Here is a 16841-nt window from a genome sequence, read left to right as displayed (position 1 = left end):
TTCACCTGCTGAAAATTATTGCTGAAAATTTTGCCTGGCGGGTTATTCCGTCGTCATCGGTCCAGGATGTCGTGTGCTGTTGTGCGTCATCAAACTGGGCCTTGTCATCATCTCCGGCCAGGCTCAGGTAGGTAACCAACTCGGCCAACCCTTTTTCCAGGGGATGGTCTTTGAGAATCTGGGCAAGCGTCACATGATCCTTTGTCTGAAGGGCATTCCGGATAATTGTTTTTAATTTGATCCGGTCGACAAAAACGGCCCCATAAAGCATGTCCGATGGGATATTGGACCCGTCTCCTAAAAATACGGTTTCTTTGATGACAGGTTTAATCGGTATTTTATAAAGCGGCCGTTCCATGGGCAGGAAAATCCCCGGGGCGGATTCATCAATGGCCATGAAATTAGCCTTCGGCATGTTCTCTTTAACCTGGACAGAACGGCTTTCAATACTTTGAATCACCTGCATGATCCGTTTGTTCTCAAGAAATGCCTGGTCGTCCAGGTAACGCCGCAACTGTCCGGACAGTTTGGCCACAGTGCGCTGGGTATGTTCCCCCGCTTCCAGCCAGTCGTAATGAATCCGTTTGAGGCGCATGTCCGGAGACAGGGCTTTGACCGCCCCCAGCTCAAACACTTTGTACAGTAGATCGGACAGTTCTTCCTGTCTGGCCGGGGACATTAAAAGATCCCAGAAAGCATTGAAACTTTTTCCTTGATCAGAATCCGAAATCATGTCCCGCTCACCGAAAAAATCCTCAAGGAGTTCACCTTTGCTGCCTTCCCAAAGGGCAATCTGCTCCCGGACCTTTTGATCCAGGTCCCTGAAATTGTATTCCACCTCACGGAAATCGCTCAGCAGTTCCCGTGCTGTTTTGTTGATTTGTAAAAAACGGTCTTTGATGGCAGTGTCATCCAGGACACTCAGACGTCCCTCCCGGACACGTGTAAGTTCGGTTTCAATATCTTCTTTCTGTTGTTCAAGTGCCTGTATTCTTACGGCGGCATCAATCTCTGTGCCCGAGACCATCTGGCGCAGCAGCTCAAAAATGGTCATCAACCTTGATTCAGTGCCGATGAATGGCCTTTGAACCAGACTTTCAAGCCAGTTTACGGCCTTTTCCACAGAAGGCATGAGATCGTAATACACCTCGTCCGATCCCGGGGGATAAAATTTTCGAAGCCATCCCTTTTCTTCTCCAGCCCAGTCATCCAGATAGGCTTCTGCCTGCCGGGGAAATGCATCTTCACCTTCTGTTTCTCGAAGAACAAACAGGTAATCCTCCAATGCCGAGGCAAGATCAGCCCGGCTCATATGCCGCCGGTTGGGCTGAATAAAGCTCGCTTGGATAAAAGCGGCGATGAAGGGACTATGATCCGCCGCCAGAAGTTTCCAGGCTGGGTGGTTCTTTCTCAATGCCTTCAATGTGGCGTAGTCAAAATCCATATGATTTTTTACCGTTTAATCCGTTCCTATCAATGTGCAAGGACATTCGCATGTTTAAACTTTGGTATTATTAGAACAATTTGAAATATCTTTCAAATACATATTTTTTTCATAGTGGCATAATCTATAGAATATACAGGATTTTTTAAAATGTTTGGCCGAATCCTGCCTGGGTGATCCATAGACGTTTTAAATGAAATTGGTAATAATACATCCTAAATGCGAAGGTCAGGAATTCGTTTTTTTACAAGTTTTTTACAACTTCTTTACGCCTGTGTGACAACTCCAAAAAATTAAGCCTGTATAGTTGATGCAGATGTAAAACAGATCTTTATATTGCAGTTTTACAGGAAATTGATTAATTCACTAAACAGAGGAGAAGGATCATGGCACATTTTATGGGGTTTTATAAAAGAATCGGTTTGTATTTTATAGCAGTGGTTTTTGTTACCCTAATAACCGGGGTTGTATGGGCAGGTGTTGAACCCTTCAAAGTGACCTGCAGGGTGGAAATGGACAGGGCAGTCCTTCCGGCAGGCGATTCGCAGAATGTGGTGCTTAAAATTACCCTGGATGCACCGCCGGCGCCTTCCCACATCACAAGGCCCCCTGTGAATATTGCCCTGGTTCTGGATCAGTCTGGCTCCATGAACGGCATCAAGATTGAACAGGCAAAGGCGGCCGCTATTGAAGCCCTGAAACGGCTTGGGATTCAGGATGTTTTTTCCGTGGTGGTCTATGATACCAATGTTAGCACAATTGTCCCGGCCCAGAATGCCAGGGATATCCAGGCAATCGTCCGGACCCTTCAACAGATCCGTGCCGGCGGCAATACGGCGCTTTTCGGCGGCGTCAGCCAGGGGGCATCCGAGATCAGGAAAAATATTGAAAATGATTATATTCATCGCATTGTTCTTTTGTCTGACGGTCTTGCCAATGTTGGACCCAGGATGCCGGAAGACTTAGGGCGGCTTGGGGCGGCCTTGATCAAAGAAAACATATCCGTCACAACCGTGGGGGTGGGCACTGACTATAATGAGGATCTTATGGCCAGACTTGCCCAGAAAAGTGACGGGAACACCTATTTTGTTGAGTCAGGCGTTGACCTGTCCCGGATTTTTGCAGCAGAACTGGGGGATGTATTAAATGTGGTGGCGAAAAAGGTAACGGTTATGATCACGCTGCCGGACGGTGTAAGGGCTGTAAATATTATCGGCAGGGAAGGCAGGATCCGGGGAAACAAGATTGAACTTTCCATGAATCAGCTTTACGGGGATCAGGAAAAATATGCCCTGGTTGAAGTCAACCTTCCAAAATCAAGCCCTGGATCAAGAATGAAGATTGCCCGGGCTGAGGTAAGTTATGAGAACCCGTTCAGCCAAAAACTGGAAAAATCAGTTGGCACCTCATATGCCAGGTTTAGCAGTGATCCGGAAAAAGTTGCCAAATCCACCAACATTAGCGTGGTCAGGGAGTATCAGTTAAACCTCAATGCCCTGGCCCAGGAAAAAGCCATTGAGCTGTCTGACAAGGGAAAGAAAGACGCAGCTGTAAAAGAACTTAAACAGTCTGCTTTCAGGTTGAAACAGGTCGGTTCTCTTTACAATGACAGGCAGTTGCTGGAACAAGCGTCTGAGCTGGAAGTCCAGGCTGAAAAAATTGAAGACCAGGGCATGACCAAGAAGAGCCGGAAATTATTGAGAACCGACTCTTTTCAAAAGAAAAACCAACAGCTTTCACAATAAGAGAAAAACGGGTATGGCTTAGGACATGACAAGTAAACGATCCATCATCCTCTTCTGGGCACTTTTTTTAGTGCCCACCCTTATTATGGCAGTGGTTGCCTTCCGGCTCCTGTCCCACGAGCAGGAGCGGATCAGCCAGTCGGCCATCCGAACCTTGTCGGAAAGGGCAAATACGATCTGTGAAACCATTCATCTGACAGTAGAGGCGGTTCAGGAAAATCTGGAACAATCTTTACTGGCGCTGGATCAAACCCAGCTTGAAAAGAATCTGGTTGAATGGGAAAAAATAAATCCTCTGGTGCGAAATGTTTTTATCTATAAAAAGAGTCAGGGCCTTGAATATCCGGCTGGAGGGATGGCATCCACGCTTGAGGAAAGACACTTTATTGCCCGGTATGATGCGTTGTTTTCAGGGAGAATTAATTTTGATTTTAATGGGGGCGTATCCCGGGAGGACACAGGCGCAAAAGGGGTGGCAACATCTGATTTCGGACCAGAAAAATATGCTGTTTCCCCTCAAAAAAAGACAGAATCATCCCGGCAAAAGCTGGTTGCTCTGTCACGGGTTGCACAAAAAGCACCGGCCAATGAACAAGCAGATGTTTTTTTTGAAAAAACAGAACAAAAATCAGCCCAAAGGTCAGGATGGATTCCCTGGTTCAGTGAGAACCGGCTCTGTATTTTGGGGTGGGTGCAAAAATATGAAGAGGGTCCCATATACGGAATTGAACTGGAATTGATGACCCTGCTGTCAAGACTGGTGGTTGATTTCCCAATATTATCTGAAAAAGGGGCTGCCCTGGTGTTGATGGATGGAAACGGCAAGTTCATGCATCAGTCCGGAAGTTTGGTAAAAAGCCCTGAAGACAAACCGGCAGCAGTGAGTACCGTTTCAGATTTGCTGCCCCATTGGCGGATAGCTGTTTTTGTCGATGACACGGCTGGGACAGCCCCGGGTTTTTTATTTGTCTCTGTGATGCTTTTGGGTATTTTTATCGTCGCCATTGTTTCCGGTGGAATGCTTTTGACCCGCATGACCCTTCAGAACATGAAAGATGCAAGGCAGAAAACCTCATTTGTCTCGTCCGTATCCCATGAACTGAAAACCCCCCTGACCAGTATTAGGATGTATGCGGAGCTTTTATTGTCCAAAAGAATAAAAGATGAGAACAAAACCCAGACCTATCTGTCGGTCATTGTCAATGAGAGCGGTCGTTTGACACGCTTGATTAATAATGTGCTTGACTTTGGCAAGCTTGAACAGGGTAAAAAAACATACCATTGCACATCTTTTGAAATGGATCGGTTCTTATACCAAATGATAAAAGCCCACAGCATCAGGATAAAAGCCGAAGGGGTCGAGATTATCACACAGGTCGAACAAGGCAATTACGAGGTAACGACAGACCGGGATGCCATGGAGCAGGTGGTCCTGAATCTTTTGGATAATGCATTAAAATATGCGGGCAATGGAAAGTTTATCAAATTTGTTTTAGATAAAGAAGATGCCTTTATTCGCTTGAAAATTTGTGATGACGGGCCGGGAATTCCCAAGGCGCAGCAGGAAAAGATTTTTGAAAAATTTCACAGGGTGGATAATTCTTTAACATCAAAACAGCCGGGTTCCGGACTGGGATTGAGTATCGCAAAACAGATTCTAAGGGATCTTAAGGGTGACCTCTTGTTCGAACCCATGCCGGGAAATGGCAGTTGTTTTACAGCAAGGATAAAACATCATGACACTTAAAATTCTGGTGGCAGAAGATGATATCAACATCAGGACGGGGCTCGTGGATACGCTTGAAAGTGAAGATTATCAGGTAATTGAAGCCAAAGACGGCAGGCAGGCCATGGCCATGTTTAAAACCGGTTTTTTTGACTTGGTGCTTTTGGATGTCATGATGCCGGAAAAAAGCGGGTATGATGTCTGCCGGGATATCCGGGCGAGCAATAAAGATGTTCCCATCATCATGCTCACGGCCAAGGGGGAGGAAATCGACAAGGTGGTCGGCCTTCAGCTCGGGGCAGATGATTATATTACAAAACCGTTTGGGGTGCATGAACTCCTGGCACGGATCGCGGCTGTGCTTCGCCGATCAAAGAGACAAAAGAGCGGCGATAAGGACAGGCCTCAAGGTATCTTCATGTTTGGTGAATTTGAAGTAAACCCGAAAACGTTTAAACTGGCAGGCGCCGGCAGAACCATTGATCTTTCGGAAAGAGAACTCAAGCTGATCCAATATTTTTATGCCCACAAAGGAGAGGTCTTAAGCCGGGATAACATGTTGAATGCTGTCTGGGGAATTGATTATCTTGGCACCACCCGAACCCTTGACCAGCATATTGCACAGCTTCGGAAAAAATTAGAATCCGCTCCTGCCACTCCTGTTTTAATCAAAACAGTTCATGGTGTGGGATATCGATATGCCGTCTCATAAAGATCCGGTTAAATCACCAAGACGATGCAAAGCAAATATATTCCCGATTTCAGGTTTTGTAATGATCACAAGTATTCCCTGATTTTTGAAGGGACAGGTCGAAAACCCTTTCAACCCAGTGGCTTTGAGACAGAATACAAGGATAAGATAATAAAACAGATCCTGGTTTTTTATCGGGCATAATGATAGAATCTATGAAAATTTCTAATTCAATATTTTGTAAGGGGAAGATGAATGATGTGTGTGAATAAACGAAGCGTGTGTGTGGGGGCGATACTGGGTGTTTTGATCCTGGCGATGATGGGGTGTGCCTCAACAAAATTGGTTCAATCCTGGCAGGAACCGGCCTTTAATGACAAACCCCTGGAAAAGGTTCTGGTTCTCGGCGTTTTTGAGAATGACCTGAATCGTCGACTATACGAGGATGCTGTTTTAAAGGCTCTTGAAAAGGAAAATCGGGTGGGTATCACCGGTTATTCTCTCATGCCCAATACTTCGGACTATGATGAAAAAGAGGAAATCCGGGCCGCCGTGGGTAAAGCCGGAGCTGATGCGGTTATGCTTGCCACCCTGGTGGGGGTTAAAAAAGAGGAAAAGTATATGCCGCCAACGGTTACCTATCAACCCTCCATGGGCTTTAACCATGGTATGTATAATTATTATGCCGTTTCCTATGACAGGGTGGTTGACCCCGGGTATACGGTTACCAATACCATTGTCAAGCTTGAGATCACGGTTTTCTCCGTTAAAACAGAGAAGATGATCTGGGCAGGGGCTACCCGGAGTTTCAACCCGAAATCCGAAGAAAAGCTGGTGAAAGAGACGGCGGAACTCATTACCAAGGATATGAAAAAGGCCGGGCTTTTATAAGGAGGCTGCGCTTGAAAAAAATCCACCTTTTTGTTTTCATGGCCATCTGCAGTTTGGTTTGGCAATGGCCTGTTTCTTTGATCCTAATGGTCCATGCAGAGGACTATATCGGGGACAGTATCGATTGTACGGATATAAGAGTTGACTATGTGGACGATCCTAGCTTGACCCATGAAGAGCGGCTGCGTCTTATGGACAAAGCTTTTTTAGAATCACTTAATAAATTTGAATTGTGCCGGTCTGCAAAGGAGGCGGCAGCCGCTTCGGAAGGGGCTGCCAGCGATGGGGTAACGGCAGTTGGAGATTCCCCCGGGGGGGTCTCAGGAGATTCCTCTGAAAATTCGAGTGGAGATTCGAGTGGCAAGGCAGGCGGCACCTCGGCGGGTGCGTCTGCGGCAAGTTCAGCAATGTCAGGAACGGAAGCGCCTGAAAACGATTCTTTTGCAGATGGAATTGAGACGGCTGCCCAGGGCGGTTTGCAGGGTTCACAGAACCCAAAAGAAGTGGATAGCAACATCGGTGGAAACAACACCAGTGGAAATATGAAACAAGCAAACGGGAAGCTTCCGGAGGATATTCCAACAGCTCAAAATGATGATGCCCTTGCCGCACAGATTAGATATGCGGCCCAAAACGAAACAGATCCTGTCAAACGCGAGCAGTTGTGGAACGAGTACCGAAAATACAAGGGCCTTCCCACCCAATAACAACCAGAGAGGCACCATGGTTTTTAAAAAAATAATTACTGTCTTTGTTATCCTTACATTTTTTCTTTCAGGATGTGCCACCCATAATCGAACCACATCAACGGTGGGGCCTGTTCCCTCTTCGTCCTATTCAAAAGCGGTAAAAAACCAAGTGACATCCGCCCCCCTGCTCGAAGTAATCATTCCTGTCTTTGATCCGGGTCTGCCGGAAGATATGTCCGAGGAGGAGGCCAAAGAGGTCTGGCCGGAATTGCGCAGGGCAGAGGCCAACCGGTTTGCCCTTAAGATGAAGGACGCTTTGGAAGCCACCGGTAAATTTGGTGCGGTGCGGGTAACACCCGATGGAAGCGCCACAGGTGATTTGTATATTCTTGGCCGAATTGAAGCATCAAATGGGCGAGAGGTTGCCATGGAAATAGAGGTGGTGGATATAAGCGGTAAGAGATGGATGGAAAAATCTTTTGAACATGAAGTCTCCCCGGACTTTCACAGGGATCAAAGAAATAAGGGCCTAGATCCCTACGACCCTTTGTTTGAAAAAGCTGCTGCAAAAATTGTTGAAGAGCTCGGTGATCATTCTTTGCAGGCGCTTTCAGACCTTCAATACATTGCAGACTTAAGATTTGGCACCAATTTTTCTGAAGAGACCTTTATGCAGTACATGGAAACCCGGGGAAATATATTCTCTCTGGTGAGCAAGCCCAGTGACGATGACCCCATGTTGGCGCGTGTAAAGGCGATTCGGGTGAGAGATCAGCTGTTTATTGACAGCCTCCAGGACAACTATGTTTCTTTTTCCGACCAGATGAATGAAAGTTATTTGATGTGGCAGGAGCAGAGTCTTTTTGAGACCCAAGCGGCCTGGGAAGCCAAGAAAAAAAGTATGGGCCTGGCCCTGGGGGGGGTGCTGCTAATTGGCCTGGCGGTTCTTGCCGGGGTATCGGGATCAAATTCCAATAGTACCGGCGCCAGTGCAGCCGGTGCTACAGGGGCGATTCTTGGGGGACTTGCGGGTGCTTCTTTGCTTTCAAAAAGTTTTAAGACCAGTGAGGAGGCAAAGGTGCATCGGGACGCCCTTAATGAGCTGGGTCAATCCATTGATATGGAACTGTCTCCCCGGGTCATTGCCTTTGAAAAACAAAGTGTGGAACTGACCGGTGATGCAAGGGAACAATTTGCCCAGTGGCGGGAATTTCTGCAAAAAATCTATGCGGAAGAACAGACACCGGATGTGCAGCTATAACCCCGGGAGATATTGTGATTGAAGATAAACTTAGGCGGGCGCGTCTGCGCACTGCCAAGGGCAGAATGAAAATAGGGATCGGTTTGCTTGTCACCATTTGTCTCTGTGCTTTATTGGTGGCAGGTCTTTCTTTCTTTGATTTTTCCCCGAAGAATCTTACGGTTGTTGATCCGCAAAAACAGAAGCCGGCTGAAAATGACATAGAAAAAATTCGTGGAGAATTAATTGAAAGATTAAAGGAATATGAAAACGGGTTGGAACCCCGTCTGGAGGGGGCCAACCTCCACGCCTGGAATCCAGAGGGCCTTGTTGAGATAACCGCGCTTAAAAATGAATTGATGTCAACCTTTGCCAATGGAGAGTATGGGATCGCCATGGACCATCTCCTGCTGCTTGAAAACTTAACCCTGGAGATGGTCAACCAGGCAGATCAAATTTTTAAAGAAAATCTGGAGAAGGCAGCCTTGCTGCTGGCAGAAGAAAACTATGAAGGGGCAAAGCGTCATATTGAAAAGGCCTTGTCAGTCCACCAATCCCCTGGGGCATTGGAGATAGCCCGGAAAATTGAAAAACTTCCCCAGACCCTTGTGCTCTTAAATGGGGCAAGGGCTGCCCGGGCCGAAAATAATCTTGAAAAAGAATATGATTTTTTACGCCAGCTTTTAGGGGTTGCCCCGGAACGCGAAGCGGCTGAGAATCGGTTGGAGGTGCTGGCCGGGCTCATTCGATCTCGAAATTTTGACCGGCACATCTCTTCGGGCTTTGCCGGTATTGACAAGCGCCAGGCAAACGAGGCCAGAACCCATTACCAGGAGGCCAAAAAAATTGACCCCCAACGGCCGGAGCTTTCAATGCTCATGGCTCAATTGCTGGACTTGGAAAAATCGGTTCGTGTCGAACAGGCTGTGAACCAGGCGGAACAGGCAATCCGACAAGATGATTGGCAGAAGGCCAGAATGTACTTTGCCAGGGCCGCAAATGATGCACCGGAAAATAAAACAGTGGCCGAGGGGCTGCAGCGGGCCGAGCATTTTATTGAACTTTTGGCAAGTCTGGACCGTTATTTAAAGAACCCCTACCGGTTATCCAATCCTGATGTTCGCAAACGAGCAAACTTGACGCTGGTCCAAGCTGAAACAGCGTCAAGTTACAGTTTTGCCATAAAAACACAGGCCCGCCAATTAAGTGAGCTGATGACCCGGGTCAACCGGTCCATTCTCGTCACCGTCATTTCTGATAACAAAACCTATGTATTGGTTCGCAGTGTTGGAAAGGTGGGGATTGTTTTTCAAAAAAACATACAGCTTAAACCCGGAAATTATACCTTTGAAGGGGCCCGAAAGGGGTTTAAATCAAAATTTGTCCAGGCCTTTATTCCCTATGATCAGGACAGCTTTAGTGTGCGGGTAATCTGCGATGAACTTATTTAATAAAACCCTGGATCAGGCAAAGCGTCGGCAAAAAAGAGTCTATTTTATTGCGGGAGTGACTCTTGTTTCAGCTTTCCTGCTGATGACGGTGCTCTTTGTTGTCCTGAGGGGAACCCGTATTGATATTAACCCCAAGGATGCCCGGGAAAATGCCGTGTACGGGGTTGACCGGGGACTGGGGTTTTGCCTGGGAGATACGGTCTATTCCTTTGCCGGAGATCTGGTTGTTTCGGTTTCTTCACCCGGTTTTAAGGCGGAAAGTGCCGTCATTGATGCTGCAGATCTGGGCAAGGTGTTCCCCCTGGAATTATCTGAATTACCCGGGCATCTGGCCGTTGCGCTTTCAGGGTTTGACACCCTTGGGGCTGGAACATCATGGCGGATCAACAATCGTGTTATGGGTCCCTCGGACAGGCTTGATATAGAACTAGATGCTGGCAGTTACACGCTTGTTATCGACAATCCCTTTTACCAGTTAAAACAAGTGGAAGTTGAAATTATCCGGGGGGAACAAACAGCCTTAAATGAGACCCTATCGGCTGTTAGCGGACTGTTGAATATTGTGTCCAAGCCTTTGGGGGCCACGGTTTTTCTTGACAATGAAAAGGTCGGGCAAACCCCCTTACAGATTGCGAGGACCGGGGGAAACCATGGGGTACGCCTGGTGTTGGAAAACCATGTCGAAATCCTTGAACAACTGTCAATTACCCGGAGTAGCCCCAGGGTGACCCGCAATTATCAGCTTGAACTTAAAAAAGGGCGGGTAAGGCTCAGTCTTGTGCCCAAGGGCGGGACCCTACTGGTGAATGGCGTCCAGAGATCAGAACCCCTTGTTCTGGATGCAACCCTGAAACATGGTCTGACCTATATGAAGCCGGGGTTTTATCCTGAGACCCGGACCATCATGCTGGCCCCTGGCCAGGAAAAGCAGATTTTTTTCCAACTGAAACCTGAAATGGGAAGGGTTGAGATCGTTTCATATCCTTCGGCAACTGTCTTCATTGACAACAAAGATTTTGGAACAAGTCCTGTCAGCACGGACCTAACAGCTGTGGCCCATGAAATTACCCTTAAAAAAGACGGGTATCGTTCTGTTGTTAAAAGGGTTGTGCCCAAAGGGGGCAGGGTTCAAAGGTTATCGGTATCCCTTTTCACCGAATACCAGGCCAGGTTAAGGCAAGCGCCTCGGGAATTTACCAATAGTGCAGGGATCAAACTCAAATTGTTTGTTGTTTCAGACCACCTTACCATGGGGGCACCCCGATCCCAAAAAGGTCAGCGGGCCAATGAGTTTGAGAAAAAAATCCGTCTGACCGAGACTTTTTATGCAAGTGTTTTTGAAATCACCAATGGTCAGTTTGCAGCATTTGATCCGAAAAAAACGTCGGGCCCTGCCAATATGCCGGTTACTTCGGTCAGCTGGCAAGCGGCGGCAGCCTTTTGTAACTGGCTGAGTGCAAAGGAAAAAATTCGCCCCTTCTACAGAAATGGAAAGGGGACGGTGACAGGATTTGATCCTAGTGCCGAAGGCTATCGGCTGCTCAGCGAAGGGGAGTGGGAGTGGCTGGCCCGCAAGGCTGGCAAGACAGAAGTTACCCTTTTTACCTGGGGCGATGTCAGGGTCATACCGTCTAAAACGGCCAATGTGGCAGACGAAAGCGCCAAGGGCCAGGTGAGATTTTTTGTTCCTAATTACAAGGATGGGTATTCAGGTGCTGCCCCTGTGGGCAGTTTTGACCGAGAACCCTCGGGTCTTTATGATATGGCAGGCAATGTCAGTGAATGGGTTCACGACGTCTATTCCATCCTGCCGCCAAAGGGGGAGAACATAGCGGACAACCCTTTGGGGGAACAGCAAGGCGTTGCCCATGTGGTGAAGGGTGCTAATTGGCGCTCGGGTACCATTACCACGCTGCGGCCGGCATTCCGGGAGGGACTTACCGCCGGCCGCGATGATCTGGGCTTTCGAATCGGACGTTATTTATATGGAGGAAAAAATGAATAAAGTGAGCAGGATGATCCATACAAGACCTGTGGTGTTTCTTTTGGTACTGGTTGTTCTCCTTGTCACCGTTGCAACCGTCTATGGGGTGCTGCCAACCATCAGCCTGAATTCTCCAACCTCTTTTCCCGTGGATATTTGATATGTCGGAAATAGTGAAAAATTTTATTGCCCTGATCCTTTCCATTCTCCTGGTCCACCTTGTTTACATCGGCTATGTTCGTCCACAGGCCGATATTCTGCTGGAGGCGGCAAGGCTTGCAGGCCAATCCGCTCCCCGGGATCTGGTGATTGTCCTCAAGGATTATGAACAGGAAATCTGTTTTATTCTGATGCTATGGGGCAGTTTTCTCATTTTGAGTAAATGTCTGGCGATATTGCGAAATAATTACCTTTTTACCGTTGATCTGATTGGAGAAACATTTGACGAAACAGCCGACGAAACAGGGGACAAAACAGGGGACAAAAAGATTGTGCCCGAAGCGATTATTAAAAAACTTGACACAGCGCTTTCAGCGGACCGCAATTTGGCACCCCTTGTTCAGACCCTGCGGGCAGCTTTGTGGCGGTATGCCGGGACAGGGAATGTACAAAATCTGTCCGACGCCATTGAAAGCCGTGTTGAGGCGCTTGCCCTTCGCCAGGATGCCGAAAATTCAATGATCCGTTATCTTATCTGGGCCATTCCCTCCATTGGTTTCATTGGGACTGTTCGGGGGATCGGTCAAGCGCTTTCCCTTGCAGACAAAGCCCTTGCCGGGGATATTTCCGGCATGACCAACAGCCTGGGAGTTGCCTTTAACTCAACGCTTGTGGCCCTGCTGATCAGTCTTTTTCTGATGTTTATTTTTCATCAGCTCCAGCGCCTTCAGGATGGTCAGCTCGTGGATATTCAGGCCTATTGTGATCAGTATCTTATTGCCCGGATCAAATAATGGGGTGACGGTATGAGACGGCACCGCAACTCAGAAGGGTTCAACCTTGCATTTCTTGACATCATGTCCTGCGGCCTTGGGGCGGTGGTGCTGGTGTTTATGCTGGTAAAGCATGATGTTGTCAGGTCAACCAGTGAAACTGAGATCCTGGCAAAAGAGGTGCAGCAGCTGGAACTTACCCAGGAGGAACTTGGCCAGACCCTCGCACAACTGCAGGTTATCGCACACTCCCGGGCAGATACAACGGCGAAGCTTCAAGCCCGTCTTGCACAGCTTGAGCAGTCTCTCCTGGAAAAAAAAATGAGCCTTGCCCAACAAAAAGCCCAGGTGGCGGCTTTGAAAAATGATATTTCCAAAAGACCTGTTGCCCATCGAGAAGATCTTGTGGAAGAGGATATGGGGGGAGAAGAAAATTATCTCATGGGCCTGAAAGTTCAAGGGCCTCGTATTGCGATTCTTATGGACACCAGCGCTTCCATGACAGATGAGAAGCTTATCGATATTATCAAAAGAAAAAACGGCTCCGCTGCCGACAAGCAACAGGGCCCTAAATGGCTTCGAACCAAAAAAATTTTGCACTGGATCCTTGCCCGTGTCCCTAAAACCAGTCAGGTAGCAGTTATCACTTACAATTCTTCTGTAAAATTTATTGGCAAGGCCAATTGGATGAAACTTGACACCGCAGCCCTTGGGGCTGTCTATAAAGAGCTGGATGTGATTATCCCCCAGGGCGCCACCAATTTGCAAAAAGGGCTGCAGGCCATTTCCGGGCAAGGGGTCACAGATCTCTATGTGATTACCGACGGGCTGCCCACGGTGGGTGAATCCCGCTACGCAAACCTTAATCCTTTCTCCGGTTGTAGCTCTCTTCTGGGAAAATCCTCCACAATTTCAGGAGAATGCCGGGTAAAGCTGTTTCGCCAGACCCTTAAGGAGTCTGGTCTCGGCACTGTAAAAGTCAATGTGATTTTATTGCCCATTGAAGGGGATCCCGATGCGGTAAATGAATATTGGGGGTGGGCCGCTCGATCGGGAGGCCTGGTCATAAGCCCTGCGGTGAACTGGCCATGAGAATCAAGCGAAAGGAGTTTCATATATTCAACCTTTCTTTTTTGGATATCATCTCCTGCGGGTTTGGAGCGGTGGTGCTGTTGGTACTCATCTCCAACACCGTTGAAAACACCTCTCTGTCAAGTGGTATGGAGGTGGAGAAACTTTTGGGGCAGGTGATGACCCTGGAAAACAGCATCGATACCCTGGCCCGAAAAATCGATCAGCAAAAGAAAAATAACGATACCCAGTTTGCAGCGAGCAATCAATTGGAAAGTGCCGCCCAGACCCTTTCAAAAAATCTTTCCATCCGAGAACGAGAGGAAAATGAACTGGCGGGTGATCTGCAGGGGCTCTCCCTGGTGCAATCCACCCTGGACAGGGTCTCTATTTCACCCTCAACCGCCAACACCCTTCGGGATGAGGAGGTGGGCGGCATCCCCGTGGACAGTGATTATGTCATTTTTATTGTTGATACCTCCGGCAGTATGCAATCTAACTGGGGTCGTGTTTCACGAGAAATCCTCAATGCCTTGAGTATCCATCCCAAAGTTACGGGGTTTCAGATTTTAAACGACATGGGAAAATCGCTTATTTCAGGATATAGCGGCCGTTGGATTCCCGACACACCGCAGCGACGGAAAAGTGTGATGCGGGTGTTCGGCAGTTGGGCCGATGCCTCTAATTCAAGCCCCGTGGAAGGGATAGAAACGGCATTGAAACGTTATGCAAAACCGGGTCAGTCAATGGCGATCTATGTTTTTGGAGATGATTATTCCGGTTCCTCCTATGATCCGGTGATTGCCGGCATCACAAAAATGAACGAGGATCGGCAAACCGGGCAACCCCTGGCAAAGATTCACGGGGTTGGTTTTCTCTCAGAGCACACCACCAGCCGTTTTGGCATTTTGATGCGGGAGCTTACGCGAAAGAATGGGGGAACTTTTCTGGCCCTGCCATTGTGAGGGTACGCCTTTGGGTTCAGTCTAGGATATTCCAAGCCGGTTGATTTTACGGCGCAGGGTGTTCTTGTCAATGCCAAGTTCCCGGGCGGTTGCCATTTTTTTCCATTCGTTTTTTTCAAGCGCCTGCTCAATCGCATGTTTTTCAATTTCTTTGAGGGTCCGCCCTGTTGAGATAAGCAGGGAGTCACTTTTGGGAACCATCCTGTCCGGCAGGTTGTGAAGGCGGATCATATCACCCCGGCAGAGGACGAAGGCATGTTCTATGGCATTTTCAAGCTCGCGTACATTTCCCGGCCAGTCATGGAGCATGATCGCGGCCAAAGCATTCTGGGACAGGGCGACTATCTCTCTGTTGGTTAAATGGTTAAACTGGTCTATAAAATGATCCACCAGAACAGGGATATCTTCTTTTCTGTCCAAAAGAGGTGGAAGGGACAATTTTATGATATTAACACGAAAGTACAAGTCCTCTCGGAATTCGCCTTTCTCGACCAGCTTTTCAAGGTTTTGATGGGTTGCAGCAATCACCCTGGCGTTTGTTGTGATTGTTTTGGTAGATCCTAACGGCTCATAGACCTTATTCTCCAGAACACGGAGAAGGCGGACCTGCACGGCCTTTGAGATATCTCCGATTTCATCCAGGAAAATCGTTCCGTTTTGGGCCAGGGCGAATCGCCCGGGCTTGTCTTTTTTCGCATCAGTGAATGCGCCTGCCTTGTATCCGAAAAGTTCAGCTTCACAAAGGGTGTCGGGTAATGCACCGCAATTGATTGCGATAAAAGGCCCTTTCTTTTTCTGGCTGTTATTATGAATTGCCCTGGCAAAAAGTTCTTTTCCGGTTCCGCTTGCTCCTGTGATCAACACTGTGCTGTTGCTTTCGGCTATCTGCGGAAGAATCGAAAAAAGGTGGAGCATCTTGCCGCTTTTGCTTACAATATCATCAAAAGAGTGTTGTTTGCGAAGTGCTTTCCTGAGTTTATCCACGATGGTCAGATCCCTGAACGTCTCCACCCCGCCAATGATTTTACCCTTTGGATCTTTCAACAGAGCCGTTGTTACACTGATGGGAATGCGCTTTTTGTCAGGACGAAGAATATAGACAGGCATGTTTACAATCGGTTTTTGTTCTTTGATGGTCTGTTTGATGAGGCAGTTTTTTTTACACATACTGGTTTTTAAAATTTCAAAGCAGGGTTTTCCAATGGCCTCTTCCCTCGGGATTCCTGTGACCTTTTCCGATCCCTTGTTAAAGGAGGTAATGCGTAAATCCAGATCAACCGTAAACACCGCATCTGCAATGCTGTCCAGAATGGTCTGACAATGCTTTAGAATTTGTTTTTTAGGCAGTTTCATTTATCTATTCTTTAATTTAAAGAAAAACATTTGAAATCATTTAACAATAATATTGAATTGATGTCAAATCATCTATACGGGTTAGGCAAATTTTACAACTATGGAGGCCCTGCCCAGGCCGACCTCATAAAGGGATATATTGTTCCTTTCAACCGTTGTGATTGGGTTCAAATTGTTCCCATATTCTATGTCGCCATTCATTTTACCAAAGCATAAATAGTATTTCAATCTATAGTTATTTTTTGTTTATTCAGCAGGTTACATCTGAATAAACGATTGGATAATGTTCTGGCATATCTATTGCTATAGTAACCTATAGCTAAAAAGATACATGGGTTTAGCTTAAAAAGGAGGTGATAACTATCAAACTGATTTTTTAAGTGTAATTGTTGGTGCAAAAAGAATTGACGCATGAAATTTTAGGAGAAGACCATGAAGGCGATTAAATTCGAAATTTGTTTGGGATTGGTCTTTGCTGTTTTTTTTGTTTTATTTTATAGCAGCCCAGCTCAATCCTCACAAAGAGAAAATCATTGTTTTACCTGCCATACCAATGCTCAAAAGTTGATAAAAATTACAAGAACCATTGCGAAATCAAATGTAGGAAAACCGGGAGGTTCAGCTAAAACCCAAGGGGAGGGGTGAGGCGGAGCAGTCGA

The 16841-nt window shown here is 47.3% G+C and carries 15 protein-coding genes; 13 read left to right on the top strand and 2 right to left on the bottom strand.

The features are described from left to right. Window position 1 precedes the first annotated feature (1 nt). Window positions 2-1444 carry a DUF3375 domain-containing protein gene (locus ACZ45G_RS28205; RefSeq protein WP_464173919.1) on the bottom strand — a complete coding sequence of 481 codons (1443 nt, stop codon included), beginning with the start codon at window positions 1442-1444 and terminating at the stop codon, window positions 2-4. 386 nt (window positions 1445-1830) lie between these two features. Between ACZ45G_RS28205 and ACZ45G_RS28200 the strand changes: the two genes are divergently transcribed. From ACZ45G_RS28200 to ACZ45G_RS28145, 12 genes are all read left to right on the top strand, one after another. Then, a complete protein-coding gene (locus ACZ45G_RS28200; RefSeq protein ID WP_464173918.1) occupies window positions 1831-3189 on the top strand; it encodes a vWA domain-containing protein in 1359 nt (452 codons plus the stop codon). Window positions 3190-3214: 25 nt separating this feature from the next. Then, complete coding sequence (locus ACZ45G_RS28195; protein ID WP_464173917.1) at window positions 3215-4936, top strand: sensor histidine kinase; 1722 nt, start codon at window positions 3215-3217, stop codon at window positions 4934-4936. After that, window positions 4926-5627, top strand: coding sequence for a response regulator transcription factor (locus ACZ45G_RS28190; RefSeq protein WP_464173916.1), 702 nt, complete (start codon window positions 4926-4928; stop codon window positions 5625-5627). Before ACZ45G_RS28195 ends, ACZ45G_RS28190 begins: the two co-directional genes overlap by 11 nt. 234 nt (window positions 5628-5861) lie before the next feature. Next, complete coding sequence (locus tag ACZ45G_RS28185; protein WP_464173915.1) at window positions 5862-6497, top strand: transposase; 636 nt, start codon at window positions 5862-5864, stop codon at window positions 6495-6497. An 11-nt stretch (window positions 6498-6508) separates the two neighbouring features. Further along, window positions 6509-7204: a hypothetical protein gene (locus tag ACZ45G_RS28180; RefSeq protein ID WP_464173914.1), complete on the top strand. Its 696-nt coding sequence runs from the start codon at window positions 6509-6511 to the stop codon at window positions 7202-7204. Between the two features lie 16 nt (window positions 7205-7220). Continuing rightward, window positions 7221-8447 carry a hypothetical protein gene (locus ACZ45G_RS28175; RefSeq protein WP_464173913.1) on the top strand — a complete coding sequence of 409 codons (1227 nt, stop codon included), beginning with the start codon at window positions 7221-7223 and terminating at the stop codon, window positions 8445-8447. Between the two features lie 14 nt (window positions 8448-8461). Beyond that, window positions 8462-9877 carry a tetratricopeptide repeat protein gene (locus ACZ45G_RS28170; RefSeq protein ID WP_464173912.1) on the top strand — a complete coding sequence of 472 codons (1416 nt, stop codon included), beginning with the start codon at window positions 8462-8464 and terminating at the stop codon, window positions 9875-9877. Next, on the top strand, window positions 9864-11882 hold the full coding sequence (locus ACZ45G_RS28165; RefSeq protein ID WP_464173911.1) for an SUMF1/EgtB/PvdO family nonheme iron enzyme: 2019 nt from the start codon (window positions 9864-9866) through the stop codon (window positions 11880-11882). Before ACZ45G_RS28170 ends, ACZ45G_RS28165 begins: the two co-directional genes overlap by 14 nt. Continuing rightward, window positions 11875-12021, top strand: coding sequence for a hypothetical protein (locus tag ACZ45G_RS28160; RefSeq protein ID WP_464173910.1), 147 nt, complete (start codon window positions 11875-11877; stop codon window positions 12019-12021). Before ACZ45G_RS28165 ends, ACZ45G_RS28160 begins: the two co-directional genes overlap by 8 nt. Before the next feature lies 1 nt (window position 12022). Beyond that, on the top strand, window positions 12023-12814 hold the full coding sequence (locus tag ACZ45G_RS28155) for a MotA/TolQ/ExbB proton channel family protein (protein WP_464173909.1): 792 nt from the start codon (window positions 12023-12025) through the stop codon (window positions 12812-12814). A gap of 12 nt (window positions 12815-12826) precedes the next feature. Continuing rightward, entirely contained in the window at window positions 12827-13885 is a 1059-nt protein-coding gene (locus ACZ45G_RS28150; protein WP_464173908.1) for a vWA domain-containing protein, read from the top strand. After that, window positions 13882-14829, top strand: coding sequence for a hypothetical protein (locus ACZ45G_RS28145; RefSeq protein ID WP_464173907.1), 948 nt, complete (start codon window positions 13882-13884; stop codon window positions 14827-14829). Before ACZ45G_RS28150 ends, ACZ45G_RS28145 begins: the two co-directional genes overlap by 4 nt. A 21-nt stretch (window positions 14830-14850) precedes the next feature. On the opposite strand, the gene ACZ45G_RS28140 is transcribed toward ACZ45G_RS28145, so the two are convergent. Beyond that, complete coding sequence (locus ACZ45G_RS28140; protein WP_464173906.1) at window positions 14851-16182, bottom strand: sigma-54 interaction domain-containing protein; 1332 nt, start codon at window positions 16180-16182, stop codon at window positions 14851-14853. Window positions 16183-16614: 432 nt separating this feature from the next. Here ACZ45G_RS28140 and ACZ45G_RS28135 point away from each other — a divergent pair, with 432 nt between their 5' ends. After that, window positions 16615-16827, top strand: coding sequence for a hypothetical protein (locus ACZ45G_RS28135; RefSeq protein ID WP_464173905.1), 213 nt, complete (start codon window positions 16615-16617; stop codon window positions 16825-16827). Window positions 16828-16841 lie beyond the last annotated feature (14 nt).

This window comes from Desulfoconvexum algidum, from assembly GCF_055382125.1.
This window is presented reverse-complemented; position numbering and strand designations above follow the sequence as displayed.

What these genes read in the sequence shown, in the direction of transcription:
- ACZ45G_RS28205 (WP_464173919.1), bottom strand. Translation starts at nt 1,444, where the DNA reads ATGGATTTTGACTACGCCACATTGAAGGCATTGAGAAAGAACCACCCA.
- ACZ45G_RS28200 (WP_464173918.1), top strand. Translation starts at nt 1,831, where the DNA reads ATGGCACATTTTATGGGGTTTTATAAAAGAATCGGTTTGTATTTTATA.
- ACZ45G_RS28195 (WP_464173917.1), top strand. Translation starts at nt 3,215, where the DNA reads ATGACAAGTAAACGATCCATCATCCTCTTCTGGGCACTTTTTTTAGTG.
- ACZ45G_RS28190 (WP_464173916.1), top strand. Translation starts at nt 4,926, where the DNA reads ATGACACTTAAAATTCTGGTGGCAGAAGATGATATCAACATCAGGACG.
- ACZ45G_RS28185 (WP_464173915.1), top strand. Translation starts at nt 5,862, where the DNA reads ATGATGTGTGTGAATAAACGAAGCGTGTGTGTGGGGGCGATACTGGGT.
- ACZ45G_RS28175 (WP_464173913.1), top strand. Translation starts at nt 7,221, where the DNA reads ATGGTTTTTAAAAAAATAATTACTGTCTTTGTTATCCTTACATTTTTT.
- ACZ45G_RS28165 (WP_464173911.1), top strand. Translation starts at nt 9,864, where the DNA reads ATGAACTTATTTAATAAAACCCTGGATCAGGCAAAGCGTCGGCAAAAA.
- ACZ45G_RS28160 (WP_464173910.1), top strand. Translation starts at nt 11,875, where the DNA reads ATGAATAAAGTGAGCAGGATGATCCATACAAGACCTGTGGTGTTTCTT.
- ACZ45G_RS28155 (WP_464173909.1), top strand. Translation starts at nt 12,023, where the DNA reads ATGTCGGAAATAGTGAAAAATTTTATTGCCCTGATCCTTTCCATTCTC.
- ACZ45G_RS28150 (WP_464173908.1), top strand. Translation starts at nt 12,827, where the DNA reads ATGAGACGGCACCGCAACTCAGAAGGGTTCAACCTTGCATTTCTTGAC.
- ACZ45G_RS28145 (WP_464173907.1), top strand. Translation starts at nt 13,882, where the DNA reads ATGAGAATCAAGCGAAAGGAGTTTCATATATTCAACCTTTCTTTTTTG.
- ACZ45G_RS28140 (WP_464173906.1), bottom strand. Translation starts at nt 16,182, where the DNA reads ATGAAACTGCCTAAAAAACAAATTCTAAAGCATTGTCAGACCATTCTG.
- ACZ45G_RS28135 (WP_464173905.1), top strand. Translation starts at nt 16,615, where the DNA reads ATGAAGGCGATTAAATTCGAAATTTGTTTGGGATTGGTCTTTGCTGTT.